This is a genomic window from Bacteroides neonati, from assembly GCF_000499785.1.
GTDB classification, from domain to species: Bacteria; Bacteroidota; Bacteroidia; order Bacteroidales; family Bacteroidaceae; genus Bacteroides; species Bacteroides neonati.
In genome coordinates, this window is sequence record NZ_HG726022.1 from 43,711 (window position 1) to 62,732 (window position 19,022).

Genomic DNA, 19,022 nt, shown 5'->3' on the forward strand with positions numbered 1-19,022 from the left:
TTTATTAATAGTAAACAACCTCATAGCTGTAATCTGTTGGATTGATAGTAAATAATAGATAGTTTCGCTTCTTGATCGAGGCACTTCGGTAATACAGCACTCCATCACCGAACAAGTCTGTTACGCCCAGACTATGATCGTGTGCTGCCAAGCAGAATTGCAGGTTGGGATATTGCTTGATGTAGTGCTGAAATACCTTTGCTACGTTGTTGTTGAATACATCCGAATAAGGTTGTGCATGCATCGAAAATACGGTTCTCCGGTACTCTTCTTTGCGTTCGGTTAGTTGATTCTCAATAAACGTAAAGTCGGGTACCGGCTCCGAATAGTCATATTCGAGCGCATTTGTATTTAGGCATACGAACTTCACATTACCGGCAATAAACGAGAAGTTGACCGGACCGAATACCTTTCGGTATACCTCCTCGCCGGTGCCCAAACAATCGTGATTGCCGATAAGAACCACATACGGAGCCCGAAGTCCGTTCATGATATCGCGTTGCCACAGAAACTCATCGGTAAGCCCAAAGTCTGACACATCGCCGCCATGAATCACGAAGTCTATATCCTCCCGTTTGTTAACTGCCTTGACGAAGCTTTCCGTTTCATCGTACCACCGCTGTGTATCACCCATGACGGCAAACCGGAGGGTTGTTTTGTTGCGGCAAGCCTCCTCTATCCTTCTTATGTTTTTTGCGTTGATGTCGGTTTCTCCCTTGATACGTACGTCGTAAGGGTGATAATCAATTAACTCGCATCCTCCGCAAAGCAACGCAAACAGCAGAAGGAGGCAGAGATTCTTCTTTTTCATGTGTTATACTGTGTTAGAAAACTTTTTGCAAAGCTATGGTTTTCATTTGATATGGCAAAGTCTTGTCTAATAATTAGACAATCATTGTATGATAATTAGACAGAAGCAGCAATAGGCGAAAAGTTCATATCGCTGATATACAGATGGTAATAAGTTGTGGCACGGTTTCTGCAAACGGTTGATCATACGATTAATTAGATACGCAAACTATGAGACAACTTTATTATGTGATTCGAACATTGATTCGCGGACGCGGATCTAATGTGATTAAGATCATTTCGCTGGGGTTGGGGCTCGCGATGAGTATTTTGCTCTTTGCGCGTGTGGCATTTGAGCAAAGCTTTGATACCTGTTTTCGCGATACCGACAATCTTTATCAGGTATATTCCGTATGGACGCAAAAAGGAGAGCGTAGCGAGCCTTACAGTCAAAATATGGGACCTGTTGCAGGGGCTATTCTGGAGAACTTTCCCAAGGAGGTAGAAGCAGCCACAAGTGTGTGTCGTTATACAGCGGGCGATCCGTTATTTAATGGCAGCGTTCGTTTCGACGAAGGCAAGGTAATGGCCGATTCGCTCTTTTTCCGGACAATGGGTATCGAGGTATTAACGGGCGATCAGCGCGAACTGATACAGAAGGATGTTGTTTTCCTGTCCGATCGCTTTGCCCGGAAAATATTCGGAGAGGATAATCCTATCGGGAAAACCCTGATGTTCGGTAAACAGTTTCCTCTTACTGTAAAAGGCACTTATGCCGCACTGCCCGAGAATACAACGATGGTTGGCAACAATGGCATTTGCGAGGCGGTTATCTCCATGCCTACCATGTGGAGTCGCAATTGGAGTAACTATTCATGGAATGGTGGAGATAGTTACTTCGAATACATCCGCTTCCGCCCCGAAGCCGATAAGGAGAGTGTTATGCGTCGCCTTGATGCCATGGTAGCCAAATACCTGCCTGCCGAAATGGAACAGATACAATTAGGCTACACTGCCGTAGTAAAGCCCATCCGCGACGAATACCGTACTTCTGATGCGGTACAGCGTATGACCAAGATCATGACGCTTCTGGGGTTTGCCATCCTTTTTATTGCAACGCTCAACTACGTGCTTATATCCATCTCTTCGCTGGCTTATCGAGCCAAAGCGGTAGGGGTGCATAAATGTAGTGGTGCTTCCGGGCAAACGGTCTTTTATATGTTTCTGCTCGAAACAGGTATTATCATTCTGTTGGCACTGTTACTGGCAGGGTTGTTATTGGTCAACTTTAGCGACTTTGTCGAAGATATGCTCGTGGCACGTCTTTCCTCTCTTTTCTCGCCCGAGCGGTTATGGGTACCGGTAGGTACGGTGTTGTTGCTGTTTGTGATTGGTGGCATCGTGCCGGGACGTATCTTCTCGCGTATTCCTGTGTCACAGGTATTCCGCCGTTATAGCGAAGGCAAGAAGGGGTGGAAGCGTCCGCTGTTGTTTGTTCAGTTCATGGGGGTAGCATTTATTGCCGGACTGATGTGTATCGTGATGGCACAATACAATTATGTGCTGCACAAAGACACCGGTTATCAACCCGAACGAATGGTCACGACAGATATCGGATTCGACAGTGCCGAGGCAAGTGATTATGCACAGACGTTTTTCAAGAATCTACCTTACGTAGAGGCAGTCTCTGCTGCCAGCAATAATCCGACGATCGGTCTTTCGGGAGCAATAGTGAATGAAGGGGGAAAGAGTCTCTTTTCTACCCGCTTTATGGGAGCGATGGATAGCTACCCGTCGATGATGGGAATCACCTTCAAGCAAGGGCGTATGCCTCGCGATCGCTCGGAGATAGCCGTCAATGAAACCTTTGTTCGACTGATGCACTGGGATGGCAATGTGCTGGGACGGGTAGTAGGGCTGGATGGTAGTGGAGAGGGTAGTACGGTTGTGGGTGTACTCAAAGACTTCCATACCGGTAGTTTCTATACGGAGCAGCAACCGCTTGCCATGTACTATAAGCAGCGATTCGGCAGTTGTATCCATCTGCGACTCAAAGAGCCTTTCGAGGAGAATCTTAGACAGTTGAATAAAGATGTTGCTGCCACTTTCTCCGATAAGCTGATCGATTTCAGTTCGATGGAGCAAGACATTAAAGAGAACTACAACGCCGTGCGTGTATTCCGAAACGGTACGCTCGTAGCTGCCATAACGATGCTCTTCGTTATGCTTATGGGGCTGATAGGCTATACAGCCGATGAAGTGCGTCGTCGTTCGAAAGAGATTGCCGTGCGCAAAGTAAACGGTGCCGAATCGGCGATGATCTTGCGACTGCTATCGGTCGATGTACTTTATGTGGCACTGCCCGCCGTAATAATAGGTACGTTGGCTTCCTGGTACGTGAACGATATGTGGATGGAACTGTTTGCCGAGAAAGTTACAGTGAGTTGGGCGATGTACATACTGACGGCTGTCGGAATACTCGCCATTATTGTAGGTTGTGTCGTTCTGAAATCATGGCGCATAGCCAACGAAAATCCCGTGAAGAGCCTCAAAAGCGAATAAAACAGAAATAAACAAAGATAACAGATTAATAAATTAACCGATTATGATTCAAATAGATAACATCAGCAAAGTATTCCGCACCTCCGAGATAGAGACGGTAGCGTTGAACCACGTAAACCTCCACATCAAAGAGGGTGAGTTTGTAGCCATTATGGGCCCGTCGGGTTGTGGCAAGTCTACGTTACTCAATATATTGGGTTTGCTCGATAACCCCACCGAAGGCTCTTATCGTATTATGGGCGAAGAGGTCGGAAACCTCAAAGAGAAACAGCGAACGCAAATGCGTAAAGGACACATCGGGTTTGTGTTTCAGAGTTTCAACCTGATCGATGAACTCAATGTATATGAAAATGTAGAACTCCCCTTGACTTATCTCGGTATCAAAGCCTCCGAACGTCGGCGCATGGTCGATGAGATGCTGAAGCGTATGAATATCAGTCACCGTGCCAAGCATTTTCCGCAACAGCTTTCGGGTGGACAACAGCAACGTATAGCCATTGCACGAGCAGTTATCACTAACCCCGGGCTGATACTGGCAGATGAGCCTACCGGCAACCTCGACTCAAAGAATGGTGCCGAGGTGATGAACTTACTCACCGAACTCAACAGAGAGGGAACTACCATTGTGATGGTGACTCACTCCGGCCACGATGCTTCGTTTGCCCATCGCACCGTACACCTGTTTGATGGCAGCGTGGTAGCCAGCGTAACGGTATAATCGAATCAGTAAGATAATACACCATGAAACAATTATATTACGCTTACCAATACATTCTGCGAAGCTGGAGAGAGCAAAGCATCAAGATCGTTTCGTTGGCGGTAGGGGTATTGGTAAGTATGTTGCTTTTTGCCCGTGTGGCTTTCGAACTGAACTACGACAGCTTCTATCCCGGAACAGAGAATTTGTTTATGCTGCAATGCTCCTATACCGATAAAGACGGGATGTCGGGGCCGTCCGAACCTTATGTCTACGGCAAGATGCCCGGAGCGTTGCTTGAAAGTTTTCCCGACTATATTGAGTCTGCCACGGTGATACGTACCGATCTCTCTTCGGTATTGTTCAACGGAGAGCAACGCTATGCCGACTGTCGTTCGATCTATGCCGATGAACACCTGTTTGCTACTACCGGTGTGGCATTGTTGAGCGGCAATGCCGAATCGTTGCTGCGTCCGCAGGTGATTTTTCTTTCGCAAACACTGGCACGACAGATATTCGGTGATACAGATCCGTTGAATAAAACATTAGTAGCCGATAAAACCACTCCCATGACTGTAGGTGGTGTTTTTGAAGATATCCCGGAGAACTCGGAATTGCGCTATGATGTAGTGTACTCCTTTGCTACGCTCGAACCCTCACGCGGAGGATGGGGGTATGACATCAGCTACCTTGGGCTGGTTCGCTTTCGCGACTCTACCACTGGGGTTGACAACGTAACAGCCCGCATCCCCGAAATGCTGAAAAAGTATATGCCCGGCGAGAAGTGGCAGACAGAGAGAGAACGGTACTCTTTTGTGCCTGTAAGCACCGTGCATAGTTCCATGCCCGAAGTGCATCGCATGGTGCTTATTATGTCGGTGCTCGCTTTCGTGTTGCTGTTGGTTACTGCGCTCAACTACGTGCTGATCTCCGTTTCCGCCTTGCCACGACGTGCGAAAGGGGTAGGTGTACATAAATGCAATGGGGCTTCGGCAGGCGAGATACTCGGGTGTTTCCTGTGCGAAACGTTCTTAGTGACCGCTGTTTCGTTGCTGCTTGCCGTCCTGCTGCTCTATCAGTTTCGCGAGGTTATCGAAGATTCGGTACATGTATCACTTGCCGGCCTTTTCACATTACATACGCTTTGGATACCTTTGGGAGTGGTGATTGTATTGTTTCTCATAGCCGGTTTCCTGCCCGGTCGGTTATTCTCACACATCCCCGTGAGCCAGGTGTTTCGCCGCTATACCAATCAGCGGATGTCATGGAAACGCCCTTTGCTCTTTGTGCAGTTTGCCGGAATGGCGTTTATCTTCGGATTACTGGCTGTGATTCTGATGCAATATTATACGGTGATGAATCATGATCTCGGATACACCCCCGAGCGGGTGGCTTACAGTTATATTCGCTCTACCGACGATGAACGTGCCTTGATCAAGAGTAACTTAAACAATCTGCCCATGGTCGAAAAGGTAGCCTGTTCGTGGAACGAGATGTGCAATGGATACAGCGGTTTTGTTGTGTACAACGTAGATGGTACCCGTCTGCTCGATGATGCCCGTACCTCTTTCTGTGATTACAGCTTTCTGCCCATGATGGGAGTACATCTTAAACAAGGGAAGTTTATCGACGGCCCCGATCAGGTCATTGTCAACGAAGAGTTTCTGCGGCGTGCCCACTGGACAGGGAATGTGCAGGGGCGTCAGATCGATATAAAGTGGGATAATCCCCGTACCATAGTCGGGGTGATAGCCGATTACTCCAACCTCAATGCCTACGTGCCGAAAGCACCTATTATCTGGGTGGGTAGTTATTCGGGAGGAGGTTCGTACAGCGTGCGTCTCAAAGAACCGTTCGCTGAAAATCTACAGGCTTTGAATAAGGAAGTAGCTCTGCTGTTTCCCGATAGAGATGCTGTATTTGCCTCGCTAAATAAGAAAATCAAAACACAGTACGACAGTGTGCGCCGTTTTCGCAACTTGGTCAGTATCGCCTCCTTCTCTATTTTGCTCATTGCGTTGATGGGGCTTTGGGGCTATACCAACGATGAAGTACGCCGCCGCAGTAAGGAGATTGCTATCCGTAAGGTAAACGGTGCCGAGGCTTCCTCTATCTTGTGGTTGCTCTCGAAAGAGATTGGTTGGACGGCACTTCCCGGTGTGCTCTTGGGTATCGTTTCCGCTTGGTATATTGGTGGTAAATGGCTGGAGCAGTTTAGTGAGTCGGTTGCCCCCGGACTGCTCTTGTTTATGGGAATCGCTGTGGCAATACTATTGTTTATCTGGTCGATGGTCACCGTCAGAACCTGGTCGGTAGCTAATGAAAACCCCGTTAACAGTATTCAATCGGAGTAACTATCCGCTATTTCGTATTACAATATATTGTAATTCATTGCTGTCCCATTAAAATCTAAAATAGTTCTTTGAAATATTTGAAATTTAATTAGTTACAGAGGTTTCTCGAGCGAACGGACTTAAATTCGTAGCTTTGCATCAGATTAATCTGATAGCACATGTTTCAAGACAAATACATTTTTTTGTTTTTGTTGAAGGTTTATCAGTACTACAGGAATAAAGCAATAAGCAGATTATCGTGCATACTACAATTATACATTTTGTTATTCATATTTATGTTAGGATTAAAAAAGTCAATTGAATGCTCTATTCTACAATTAAACTCGTAAATATGTATTGCGTCATATTTGTTTTTTTAATTTGTATTTAATGATTATGGGATTGTTATCTTCTTTTCTTTGTGATAGTACTGTCTGTGCCTCTTTTGTTAATAATTCATTATTTGTTAATATTTCTATGTATTCAGGGTTGGCGGCGCAATAGTAATAATCATCATCTAAAAAAATGGCTCTTCCCAATGAACCGTTTTGGGAATAATCATTAATGATAACTTTATTCTCTTTTGTCTCTTTGTTATACTTTATTATATACATGCAATGTTTATAATATACTGAAATAAACTGATGTAAATTGTTTTCGTTTTTAGTAAACACAAAGCACTTGTCCTTATTGTTACTTTCAATATAGTTTGTGTAATCATCTAGGTTTTTACTTTTTAGCTCTTTAAGGCTCTCTAGATTAAACGTGTGCTCATTAAAATCATATCTTAAATATTTTTTTACAAGTAATTTTTTAGTGTCTATTTTAAAAGCTTCATTATTGGGGTATTTTTGCGTAAAGATGAGATTGTCATTGAATTCATAAAAGGGTGAGTATTGCGTATTTGGAAGATAAGCGGCTTCTTTAATCACTGTAGGCATTTCCTTTTTTAATATTTTCTCACCTTTTGTTGTATAAAACTTAATAGCAGGTTCTCCTGTTTCTCTTGCGGGACAATAAAAGATATAAAGACTGTCTTTTATGTGCTTGAAATATTGTAGAGGAAGCATCTTGCTGTTGATATTGGAGCTAACTATGGGAGATAGGTTTCTGTCATAGATTCTTATTTTATGAGAAACAGGATCCAATATATGTAAATTTCCATTTGATTTATCAATATCAAAATCGATGAGACTTACATATTCATTTGGACCTGCCCCTTTCAAGTGTTGGGTGCTATTTATATAATCGCCTATCGAATCAAATATAAAAACGGTATGTAGCCAATTGTCAAGGATGTAGTAATTATTGTTGAATTTTGTTATTTTACAAACCTCTTTAATAAATGAATTATTTGTTGATGCCAATGGAATAAGTTCAATCGAATCAAACCAATCATTTATTGATTCTTTACTAATATTATCGATGTCGATTTTGATTATGTTAAATGCATCGTTGTCTATTTTCTTACTTTGGCAGCTCATAATGAGAATCGTAAATAATAAAATTAGTATTTTTCTATGTGTAAATATCATATTCAGTTCCTCCTTTATGAATTAGCCCGTAATATATTATTTGATAAATATATTACGGGCATTGATTTGTTTGTTAAACTGGTAAGCCGGGTACGCAGTAGTCGCTTTGTCTTCCAGAGAATGGATTACAATAAGATACATACCAAGGTAAAAGTGGTCCTACTAATTTTTTATCTGTAAACCAACAACGTCCTTCCGATTGTCCGCATGTAATCTCAACTTCTGGTAACTCGTATGCCAATGCTTCGATATTAGCCATGGAAAGTTTAGATATAGTCACTGTGGTTTTGACCTGATATACATTATAGCCAGCAATCATTGCGATTGCAATTGCTATCAATGTAATAAAAAACTTGTTTTTCATAATCTTTATAGTATTTATGAAGTTATTGTGCTTTTTATCTTTCTTTCGGGAAGATAAATTTCCGTAGAATAGCAAATGTAGCATTTGCTATTTCTCACTTGTTTTTGTTAAGTTTGCATTGTATTCCCCTCCTATTAGTTTAATGGTTTGTGGAAATAGTCGATAGCAATATCATTAATCAGAACCGATATCGTTCTCTCCTCTTTTATTTATACTTACTCTCTCCTGAGTTGACTGAGGTTTTTTCTAAGGTGCCACCCAAATAGATTATTTCATTATCATTACTAGATGGATGTATATTGATATTTTTTAATTCGCTAATAATATAATGGTTTTATTTGATACTTCATTGTTTGAATTAGTTTTTTGTTTATTATTAACCTTTTATTATCTTTGTAAGATTTAGACACTCGCTGTCTGTATTATTGTAGTTAGTAATATCTGAAATCTAAACGGAGGAAATCTATCTATTGCATAAAATATACCTCTTAAAGAAGTTAGGCTATCTGATTGTAGTGTTATTTTTGTCGACATATATACAAACTTGTATGGCTGTATAAGTAAATTTTCGGAGTTCTATGAAAACAGCTCAGTTGTGTATGTTAAGCTAGGTTCTATTTTGCTAAGAGTAAAAATAGTAGGATTTTAAAGTATGAATAAAATTGATATACCTGCATGAAGAAAATTATACCGAAGAAAAAATAGAGTATTCATAAATGATAGCTTAGTCACGCAATATCATTTTCTACATGATTATTACTTTATGGTGGGGGATAATGTGAATGATTCTTATGATTCGCGCTTTGCGGATTGCTTCCAGAGATGACTTTATACTTATGGAATAGAATAAAAGATATAACTACTCTTGCCTCTTTAACCGTTTAAAATACATCGTCAGCATTGTCACTGCCGTAACAAAAGCCAATCCGTCCGATACCGGCATACTCATCCAAACACCATTCAATCCGAAGTGTTGAGGCAGTAGCAGGACGCAGGGTAGTAGGTATACCATCTGTCGCGAGAGTGATAAGAAGATACTTACTTTTGCCTTGCCAATGCTTTGGAAGAAGTTCGATATCACAATCTGTGCCCCGACAAACGGGAACATAAGGATGCAGATACGTATACCCGAAGCGGCAATGCCGATCAGTTCGTTGCTGTCGGTAAAGATAGCCGATATTGCGTGTGGAAAAATCTCGCAAATCAAAAATCCGCTGCTGGTAATGACGATGGCACTGATGATGCTCAGCTTCAATGTACGTTTCACACGCTCCATTTTTTGTGCACCATAATTATAGCCCACGATGGGTTGCATACCCAATGTAAGCCCCAATACAATCATTACATAAAGCGTCAGCAACCGGTTGATGATGCCGTAAGCACCGATTGCCATATCGCCTCCGTGTGCTTGCAGGCTGTTGTTAATCAGAATGACCACGATGCAACTGCATGCGTTCATCAAGAAAGGTGCCATACCAATAGCGAAAATGCTGCCTGTGATGCGCCGGCTCAGTTTCCAATACCCCCGGCGGAAGTGTACGAAACTCTCTTTCTTTGTGAAGTGCTGTAACACCCAGATCATGCCTACGAACTGTGCCAAAACGGTAGCTAATGCCGCACCACGGATACCCCAGTCGAACCCGAAGATGAAGATCGGAGCAAGGATTACGTTGATAAGTACTGTAACGATAGAGGTCAGCATCGCTTGTTTTGGATATCCGGTAGAGCGCATGACGTTGTTCAGCGCGATCATGATATAAGTAAACGGAGTGCCTAGTAAAATCACCTGCATAAAGTCCCGTGCATAGGGCAGGGTAGTGTCACTGGCACCGAAGAAGATTAATATAGAGTCGAGAAAGAAGAACGAGAGCAAGCCGAATACCGCCGAGTTGATGACACAGAGCATTACGGTATGGCAAAGTACGGCAGTAGCTCCGTCAATATCCTTTTGCCCCAGACGGATGGAGGCGATGGCCGATCCGCCTGCCGATACGAGCATACAAAAAGCAACAACGAGGTTCATGAGCGGAAAGCTGATGGCGAGTCCCGAAATAGCCATTGGCCCTACACCGTGACCAATAAAGATGCTGTCGATAATATTATAAAGAGAGGTAATGGTCATCCCGATAATGGCGGGGATGGAATATTGCAGCAAAAGGCTGCCTATTTTTTCGGTGCCTAAAGTATGTGGGTCGTTGTTTTTAGCCATAATTACGAAGTCGGTCGATTAGTTAAGTGACGCAAAGTTACAAATTATTTGCTGTATTCGGCGATTATTCCCAACTTTGAGGCTTCTAAAAACTCAAAACAATGGAAACAAACACACACGCTCTTACCGTATTGTTCGACCTCGATGGAGTGATTCTTGACACAGAAACCCAATATACCCGTTTCTGGGACGAGCAGGGCATCCGTCACCTCGGTGTTGCCGGTTATGGTCATCGTATCAAAGGACAGACTCTGGCTCAAATTTATGCCAGAGATTTTGCCGGAAAGCCCGATATACAGGCCGAAATTAGTCGCAGCCTTCAGCGCTTTGAGAACGAAATGTCTTATGAATATATCCCCGGTGTGCAGGCGTTTATTGCTGACTTGCGTGCCCATGGGGTGAGCATCGCTGTTGTTACGAGTTCGGATGAGGCCAAGATGGAGCAGGTGTACCGTGCGCACCCCGGTTTTGCCCAACAGTTTGACCGTATTCTTACGGCAGGAATGTTTACCCGTTCGAAGCCTGCACCCGACTGTTTTTTGCTCGGAATGGAGCTTTTTAATGCCACTCCCGAGCAAACTTTCGTGTTCGAGGACTCTTTTCACGGCCTGCAAGCCGGGCGCGATTCGGGTGCTATTGTAGTTGGCTTGGCTACTACTCATACGCGCGAAGTTCTTGACGGAAAGGCACATTACCTAATCGATGATTTCTCCCGTATGACTCATGTCCAACTCCTTGCTTGGAGCCTCCTACGTAATTAATCTGCATATTATTGCCCATTACAGATTAATCACTTACCTTTGCCGCGTTTTAATATCTAATTTTAATATTTAATTTTAAAAAACATGGCTGGTTATATATCAGATGACACAAGAAAAGTGACGACGCATCGCCTGATCGAAATGAAAGAGAGAGGCGAAAAAATATCCATGCTGACATCGTACGATTATACGATGGCTCAGATTGTAGACGGCGCCGGTATCGATGTAATCCTCGTAGGCGACTCTGCATCTAACGTGATGGCGGGCAACGTAACGACACTTCCCATCACCCTCGACCAAATGATTTATCATGGTAAGTCGGTAATGAAGGCTGTGAAGCGCGCACTGGTGGTAGTAGATATGCCATTCGGTTCGTACCAAGGAAATTCAAAGGAAGGATTGGCTTCTGCCATCCGTATTATGAAAGAGACACACGCAGACTGTATCAAACTCGAAGGTGGCGAAGAAATTATCGAAACGGTAAAGCGTATTCTTTGTGCCGGTATCCCGATTATGGGACACTTGGGCTTGATGCCGCAGTCGATCAATAAATATGGAACGTACACCGTTCGTGCTAAGAGTGAAGAAGAAGCCGAAAAGCTTATTAAAGATGCGCATTTGCTCGAAGATGCCGGCTGCTTTGCACTGGTACTAGAGAAAATTCCCGCCGAACTAGCTGCCCGTGTAGCCAGTGAACTGACCATCCCCGTGATTGGTATCGGTGCCGGTGGCGATGTAGACGGACAGGTATTGGTTATTCAGGATATGCTGGGCATGAATAATGGTTTCCGCCCTCGTTTCCTGCGTCGTTATGCCGACCTGTTTACGGTGATGACCGATGCCATCAGTCGCTATGTATCGGACGTGAAGAATTGCGACTTCCCTAACGAGAAAGAGCAGTACTAATTATTTTTGTTGTATGGCAAATCTATTGTGGACATCGCATTTCGTGCGGGTATCAATCGCTAACTTATTGCTGTTTGTATCCCTCTATATGTTATATCCTGTGCTTCCTGTAGTAATGGCCGATCGGTTGAACGTTCCCATTGCCCATACAGGTCTTCTCTACTTGTTTTTTACGCTGGGTATGCTGCTCATCGGGCCGTTCTATAACTACCTGATTGATGCCTGTAAGCGCAAAGACATCTGCATGTGGGCGTTCGCTGCCATGATGGCTGCTGTGGCAGGCTATTCGTTTGTTCGTAACCTGACCGAGCTGTTGGTGCTCTGCTTCTTGCAGGGAGCTTCGTTCGGACTGGCTACCACTGCGGGTATTACGTTGGCTATCGACGTAACCAACTCATCGGTGCGTAATGCGGGCAACATTGTTTTTTCGGGAGCTTCCCGTCTGGGTATGATACTGGGCATTGCCTTGGGAGTGTTTCTGTTCGGAACGCACGGGTTCGAGTCGTTGCTTTATATCTCGGTAGGTATCGGTGCGCTGGGCGTGCTGGCTTTATCAGGGGTGTATGTACCGTTTCGTGCTCCCATCGTTACACGGATTTGCTCTTTCGACCGTTTCCTGCTGTCGCGGGCATTATTGCCGGCTCTGAATCTGGTACTGATTGCCTGCGTGCCCGGTATGTTATTGCCGATGCTGCTCTATTCGCCTGTCAATGTATCGATTGGTACAGTCTCTGTTCCTTTCTTTGGTGTGGCAGCGATCGGTTTTCTGCTCACAGTGTTGTTGGTGCGTCTCCTTTTTCGCGGTCCGCTGAAGATGTGGATACAAATTGTGGTGGGGCTGATACTGATGATTGTTGCCATGGCATGCATGTCGCAGATTATCTTTCCGCAGTTTACCGAACTGTTGCTGGCTGCCATTCTTTTCGGACTTAGCTTGGGGCTGATTGCGCCACAATTCCTAACCATGTTTGTGAAGCTGTCTCAGCACTGCCAGCGTGGTACTGCCAACACGACTCATTTACTGGCTTGGGAGATGGGTATCGCAGCCGGTATCGCTACCGCCTGTTGGATGGATGTAAGTGTTCGTCCCGAAAAATTCTACGAGATAGGAACCATCTCTATCATTGCTGCTTTGCTGCTTTTTATATTGGTCACTTACCCGTATTATAATCGTAAGAAAGTAAAGAAGAGAGATTGCTAATAGGCTTATCCTAAATAATATAATAAAGCAGCACTCAACCCTTACTTTATGTAGGTGGATGAGTGCTGCTTCATTTTTTTAGATACTCGCTCTCGCTCTTGATGAGCTTGCTTCTCTTTTAAAACAGGTAGGGGATAAAGACAATCAGCCCCACAACGGCGGCGGCAATGGCACAAATCAAGACTGCACCGGCAGCAATATCTTTCACTTCGCCTGCCAGCGGATGCCGGTTGGGTGAAACCAGATCAACCAACCGTTCGATAGCTGTATTGAATGTCTCGGCAGCCAACACCAAACCGATGCACAGCACAAGAGCAATCCATTCGCCCCGTTGGATATCAAAGAAAAAGCCTGCCGCCACCACAAGCAAAGTGATGATGAGATGTATCCAGGTATTGTGCTCACGGCACAGCACGTTGCCGATGCCTTTGGCTGCATAACCGAAGCTTTTCAGCCGTTTGCCGATGCTAAACTTTTCCATTTCTTCTTTTCCTTCCTTTATCGGGTTACCTGTTTCACTCCCTTCACGGTTCGCAACTTTTTGATGAGTGCTTCGAGTCTTCCCGTATCGCCTACCATGATGGTGAGTGTTCCGGAGAAGAGACCATCGTTCGAGTCGATACCGATAGAGCGGAGGGCAATGCCGTTCTCTTTCGAGATGATCGAGGTGATGTTGGTGATGATACCGATATCGTCATGACCCACCACACGTAGGGTAATGGGGTATTGCGTACCTTCGGACTTTCCTGCCCAGCGTGCCTTAACTATGCGGTAGCCAAATCGCTCGCGCATCTGGCTAGCATTGGGACAATCGCTGCGGTGTACCTTGATACCGCCTGATACGGTGACGAATCCAAACACTTCATCGCCATAGATGGGGCTGCAACAACGTGCCAGCTTAAAGTCCAACCCTTTCAGGTCTTGGTCGATCACGAGCACATCTTCCTTAGCTGCCGAGGTTTCATCGACCAGGTTTTGCAAGTTGTAACCTTCGGCGCTACGATACACTATTTCATCATGTGTATCGTTGTTGTCTCGCTTCTGTTGTTCCAGATATTTGTCGAGTACATCATTTACATCGAGTGTACCTGTGGCAATGGCTTGATAGAAATCGGTTACCGTTTTAAATCCTTGCCGCTTAATGAGGCGCATCATCACCGCTTCATCGTATTCTATCTTACGGTTCTTGAACTTGCGTTCGAGCGTCTCCTTGGCAAAATCGTGATGGCTCGATGCCATCTCCTTGAGTGCCTGACGTATTTTGGTACGCGCCTTTGAGGTGGTTACGATGTTGAGCCAGTCCTGTTTAGGGCTCTGCGTGTTTGAGGTGGTAATCTCCACCTGATCGCCACTGTTGAGTACATGCTTCAACTGTGCGTTTTTTCCGTTTACCTTGGCACCGATGCATTTGCATCCCAGTTTGCTATGAATGTGAAAGGCAAAATCGAGCACCGTTGCCCCTTTGGCGAGCTTAAACAAATCGCCCTTGGGGGTGAATACGAATACCTCGTCGGCATACAAGTCCATCTTGAACTGATCCATCACCTTCATTGAATCGTTTTCCGGGTTTTCAAGTGCTTCGCGTACCGAAGTGAGCCACTCGTCCAGTCCGGTTTCGCCGCGTATGCCTTTGTAACGCCAGTGAGCTGCCAGTCCTCGTTCGGCTATCTCGTCCATGCGCCGTGTGCGTATCTGTACTTCCACCCATTTCCCTTCGGGACCCATTACGGTGATGTGCAGGGATTCGTATCCGTTGCTTTTCGGAATCGACAGCCAGTCGCGCAATCGTTTGGGGTTAGGCTGATACATATCGGTTACGATGGAGTACACCTGCCAGCATTCGTGTTTCTCCTTATCTTCGTCGGCATCGATGATGATGCGGATGGCAAAGAGGTCGTATATACCTTCGAAAGATGTTTTCTGCTTTTGTATCTTGTTCCAGATTGAGTGGATAGACTTGGTGCGTCCCTTTATATCGAATTTCAGTCCGTCGGCCTCTATTTTCTTCTTAATCGGGTCGATGAAGGCAGCGATGTATTTATCGCGCGAGGCCTTTGTTTCGTTTAGTTTGTCTTTAATGAAGTAATACGTATCGCGACGGGTGTACTTCAGCGATAAGTCTTCGAGCTCCGACTTTAGCTTATATAGACCTAGCTTGTGGGCGAGGGGTGCGTATAGATACGCAGCTTCGTTGGCCACCCGTAGGCGGTCATCTTCGTTTTCGGTGTCTTTGATTTGTCTCATCAGATTTACCCGGTCGGCAATCATGATGAGTATCACCCGCATATCTTCGGCAAAGGAGAGTAGTAAGTTGCGGAAGTTCTCCGACTCAATGGCGGGGCTTTTGGCATACAACTCGTTGGTTTTGACTAACCCTTTGATGATGCTCGCTACGTCATCACCAAATTCGGCTTTCACCTGTTCTAGTGTCAACCGTTTGTTTTTGGTGATTTCGTGGAGCATGATCCCCGTCAGGCACGACCCCTTCATACCAATCTCTTCGGATACGATCAGGGAGGTTTGCAGGTTTTTGATGATGGGGTTTATTCCGAAATTATCGCGGGGCAGGCTGTCGCTTTCAACTGCCTGTAGGAGGTATTGTCTAAGTTTCCGGATATCCTTTTTAGGGATGCTTTCTCCGGCCGAGCGGATAAGCTGCTTATATAAGTTTAGCAACTCTGCCTTCTCTGGTGTTGTGAAAAATAAAATATCCTTCATGTTATGGGCGTATTGGTATATTATTTCGACGTAAAAGTAGCTTTTTTTGTTTATTTATGAAACTAAAATAAATAACATTTTGTAATTTTGGGCATTAATTCAATAAATATAGCTAGTATGATGACAACACAAGACAAAGAGTTGCTTGCGAAGAAAAACATTTCAGAAGCTCAGATAGCGGACCAACTGGCCTGCTTTCAAAAAGGCTTTCCTTACTTGAAGCTCGATGCTGCAGCTGCTGTGGGCAAGGGCATTTTGGTACCCGGACCCGATGAGCAGCGCACCTATCTTTCGGCTTGGGATGCTTATACACGAACAGATAAGACGATCGTAAAGTTCGTACCTGCTTCGGGAGCTGCCAGCCGTATGTTCAAGGATCTGTTCGAGTTTCTCGGAGCCGGCTATGAAGCACCTGCTACGAAGTTCGAACAACTCTTTTTCGATAACATCCGTAAGTTTGCTTTCTACGATGATTTAGATGCAGCCTGTTTGCGCATGGCTGGCAAGAACATTGTCACACTGCTTGCCGAGGGACAATACAAAGCTGTGGTTGCCGCATTGCTCGAGGTGGGAGGACTTAATTATGGGGCATTGCCCAAAGGTCTGCTCAAGTTTCATACGTATAAAGAGGGTGTACGTACACCACTTGAAGAGCATCTGGTTGAGGGTGCGCTTTATGCCAGTGGCAAGAGCGGCAGGGTCAACGTACACTTTACTGTATCGGCAGAGCATCGCGAGCTCTTCGAGACATTGGTTCGGGAGAAGGCGGCTTCTTTTGCCAAACGATATGGCGTTTCGTACAATATCAGCTTCTCCGAGCAGAAGCCTAGTACCGATACCATTGCAGCCGATATGCGCAACGAGCCTTTCCGCGATAACGGTAAGCTTGTCTTTCGTCCCGGCGGACACGGTGCGTTGATCGAAAACCTCAACGATCTCGATGCCGACATCATCTTTATCAAAAACATCGATAACGTAGTGCCCGATAAACTCAAAGGCGATACGGTTCTTTACAAGAAACTCATTGCCGGTGTATTGGTGAGCTTGCAGCAGCAAGCGTTCCAGTATCTCGAACGTCTCGATAGCGGTGATTATACGCAGGAGGAGATACTCGATATCCTGCAATTCGTGCAGAAGAAACTTTTCTGTAAGAATCCCGACACCAAGCACCTCGAAGATGCCGAACTGGTACTCTACTTGCGCCAGAAACTTAATCGCCCCATGCGTGTATGCGGTATGGTCAAGAACGTAGGTGAGCCTGGTGGCGGACCATTTCTGGCTTACAACAGCGACGGTACTATCTCGTTGCAGATACTCGAAAGCTCGCAGATCGACATGAATGATTCTGTAAGTAAGCAGATGTTTGAGAAAGGCACACATTTTAATCCCGTCGATCTGGTTTGTGCTGTGCGCAATTACAAAGGCCATAAGTTCGACCTCACTCGCTATGTCGATCCCTCTACCGGCTTCATCTCTTATAAATCGAAGAACGGCAAAGAGCTCAAAGCACTCGAGCTTCCCGGTTTGTGGAACGGTGCCATGAGCGATTGGAGCACTGTCTTTGTCGAAGTGCCCCTTGATACGTTCAATCCGGTGAAAACGGTCAACGACCTCTTGCGCGATCAGCACCAATAACCAGCCAACTGCACACACTGTGATGAAAAGCAGTTTTAACTATATAACTAAGATATCCCAAATGAAGAAAATTCTGTTACTCGGTTCCGGAGAATTAGGAAAAGAGTTTGTCATCTCCGCCCAACGTAAAGGGCAGTATGTCATTGCCTGCGACTCGTACCCGGGGGCACCTGCCATGCAGGTTGCCGATGCTTTCGAGGTGTTCGATATGCTTGATGGCGATGCGCTCGACTGTGCCGTAAAGAAACACCAACCCGATATTATTGTGCCCGAGATCGAAGCCATACGCACCGAACGTCTTTACGACTTCGAGAAAGAGGGCATTCAGGTAGTGCCCAGTGCGCGTGCCGTAAATTATACGATGAACCGCAAGGCCATTCGCGATCTCGCTGCTCAGGAACTTGGGCTGAAAACCGCCCGTTACTTCTACGCCACCTCACTCGAAGAGTTGCGTGCAGCGGCCGATAAGATCGGCTTCCCCTGTGTGGTGAAGCCCCTCATGTCGTCGTCGGGCAAAGGGCAGTCGCTCGTCAAGAGTGCCGACGAACTGGAACACGCTTGGGAGTACGGATGCAGTGGTAGCCGTGGTGATATCCGCGAGTTGATTATCGAAGAGTTCATACAGTTCGATAGCGAAATCACTCTGCTCACCGTGACACAGCAGAACGGACCAACGCTTTTCTGTCCACCCATCGGACACGTACAGAAGGGAGGCGACTATCGTGAGAGCTTTCAACCTGCACCCATCGATCCTGCCCATCTTAGAGAGGCCGAGGAGATGGCAGAGAAGGTGACCCGTGCACTGTCGGGAGCCGGATTGTGGGGTGTTGAATTCTTCCTAAGCCACGAAAACGGAGTGTACTTTTCCGAGCTTTCGCCCCGTCCGCACGATACCGGTATGGTAACCCTTGCCGGAACACAAAACCTCAACGAGTTCGAACTGCACCTGCGTGCCGTGCTCGGCTGGCCCATACCGCATATCAAGCAAGAACGAATAGGTGCCAGTGCGGTGATACTCTCGACCATTTCAAGTCAAGAAACTCCGCAATACAAAGGCATGGAAGAGGTGACAAAAGAAGAAGACACCTACCTGCGCTTGTTTGGCAAACCTTTTACGCGCGTCAATCGCCGCATGGGGGTAGTGCTTTGCTATGCACCCAACGGATCCGACTTGGATGTGCTGCGCGATAAGGCGAAACGTATTGCAGAGAAGGTAACGGTTTACTAAAGCTCAGCTTGCCTCGTAGTAGCATCTGTTTGCTAACAAAAAGAGAGACTCTTGTTTGATATGCCGGGATGCATTCAAACAAGA

At 45.5% G+C, this 19,022-nt stretch carries 14 protein-coding genes; 8 read left to right on the forward strand and 6 right to left on the reverse strand.

From position 1 onward, the window contains the following. Window positions 1-4: 4 nt before the first annotated feature. Window positions 5-811: a metallophosphoesterase family protein gene (locus TY03_RS12125; RefSeq protein ID WP_042370356.1), complete on the reverse strand. Its 807-nt coding sequence runs from the start codon at window positions 809-811 to the stop codon at window positions 5-7. Window positions 812-1,020: 209 nt separating this feature from the next. On the opposite strand from TY03_RS12125, the gene TY03_RS12130 reads away from it, so the two are divergent. Genes TY03_RS12130 through TY03_RS12140 form a run of 3 tightly spaced genes read left to right on the forward strand, consistent with a single transcriptional unit; the run spans window position 1,021 to window position 6,402 of the window. Further along, entirely contained in the window at window positions 1,021-3,351 is a 2,331-nt protein-coding gene (locus tag TY03_RS12130; RefSeq protein WP_042370358.1) for an ABC transporter permease, read from the forward strand. 43 nt (window positions 3,352-3,394) lie between these two features. Then, a complete protein-coding gene (locus TY03_RS12135) occupies window positions 3,395-4,069 on the forward strand; it encodes an ABC transporter ATP-binding protein (RefSeq protein WP_042370366.1) in 675 nt (224 codons plus the stop codon). A 23-nt stretch (window positions 4,070-4,092) separates the two neighbouring features. Further along, window positions 4,093-6,402, forward strand: coding sequence for an ABC transporter permease (locus TY03_RS12140; RefSeq protein ID WP_042370367.1), 2,310 nt, complete (start codon window positions 4,093-4,095; stop codon window positions 6,400-6,402). Between the two features lie 341 nt (window positions 6,403-6,743). Here TY03_RS12140 and TY03_RS12145 read toward each other — a convergent pair whose 3' ends face one another. The 3 genes from TY03_RS12145 to TY03_RS12155 all read right to left on the reverse strand — a co-directional run bounded on the left by TY03_RS12145 (window position 6,744) and on the right by TY03_RS12155 (window position 10,489). Further along, window positions 6,744-7,916 carry a 6-bladed beta-propeller gene (locus tag TY03_RS12145; protein WP_081713098.1) on the reverse strand — a complete coding sequence of 391 codons (1,173 nt, stop codon included), beginning with the start codon at window positions 7,914-7,916 and terminating at the stop codon, window positions 6,744-6,746. Between the two features lie 73 nt (window positions 7,917-7,989). Next, the gene (locus TY03_RS12150) at window positions 7,990-8,280 is read right to left on the reverse strand and encodes an NVEALA domain-containing protein (RefSeq protein ID WP_042370552.1); all 291 of its coding nucleotides are present in this window, start codon (window positions 8,278-8,280) and stop codon (window positions 7,990-7,992) included. An 859-nt stretch (window positions 8,281-9,139) separates the two neighbouring features. Then, window positions 9,140-10,489 (reverse strand): MATE family efflux transporter, encoded by a 1,350-nt coding sequence (locus TY03_RS12155; RefSeq protein ID WP_042370371.1) that lies wholly within the window; start codon window positions 10,487-10,489, stop codon window positions 9,140-9,142. A 101-nt stretch (window positions 10,490-10,590) separates the two neighbouring features. Here TY03_RS12155 and TY03_RS12160 point away from each other — a divergent pair, with 101 nt between their 5' ends. From TY03_RS12160 to TY03_RS12170, 3 genes are all read left to right on the forward strand, one after another. Then, window positions 10,591-11,250 carry an HAD family hydrolase gene (locus TY03_RS12160; protein WP_042370373.1) on the forward strand — a complete coding sequence of 220 codons (660 nt, stop codon included), beginning with the start codon at window positions 10,591-10,593 and terminating at the stop codon, window positions 11,248-11,250. Between the two features lie 84 nt (window positions 11,251-11,334). Beyond that, window positions 11,335-12,156 (forward strand): 3-methyl-2-oxobutanoate hydroxymethyltransferase, encoded by an 822-nt coding sequence (gene panB / locus TY03_RS12165; RefSeq protein ID WP_042370374.1) that lies wholly within the window; start codon window positions 11,335-11,337, stop codon window positions 12,154-12,156. 13 nt (window positions 12,157-12,169) lie between these two features. Then, the gene (locus TY03_RS12170) at window positions 12,170-13,357 is read left to right on the forward strand and encodes an MFS transporter (protein ID WP_042370375.1); all 1,188 of its coding nucleotides are present in this window, start codon (window positions 12,170-12,172) and stop codon (window positions 13,355-13,357) included. A gap of 118 nt (window positions 13,358-13,475) precedes the next feature. Here TY03_RS12170 and TY03_RS12175 read toward each other — a convergent pair whose 3' ends face one another. Then, a complete protein-coding gene (locus tag TY03_RS12175; RefSeq protein ID WP_042370376.1) occupies window positions 13,476-13,838 on the reverse strand; it encodes a diacylglycerol kinase family protein in 363 nt (120 codons plus the stop codon). A 17-nt stretch (window positions 13,839-13,855) separates the two neighbouring features. Next, a complete protein-coding gene (locus TY03_RS12180; RefSeq protein WP_042370377.1) occupies window positions 13,856-16,075 on the reverse strand; it encodes a RelA/SpoT family protein in 2,220 nt (739 codons plus the stop codon). 117 nt (window positions 16,076-16,192) lie between these two features. Here TY03_RS12180 and TY03_RS12185 point away from each other — a divergent pair, with 117 nt between their 5' ends. Both TY03_RS12185 and purT read left to right on the forward strand, forming a co-directional pair. After that, entirely contained in the window at window positions 16,193-17,710 is a 1,518-nt protein-coding gene (locus TY03_RS12185; protein WP_042370378.1) for a DUF4301 family protein, read from the forward strand. A gap of 61 nt (window positions 17,711-17,771) precedes the next feature. Then, entirely contained in the window at window positions 17,772-18,938 is a 1,167-nt protein-coding gene (gene purT / locus TY03_RS12190; protein WP_042370380.1) for a formate-dependent phosphoribosylglycinamide formyltransferase, read from the forward strand. Window positions 18,939-19,022: the final 84 nt, after the last annotated feature.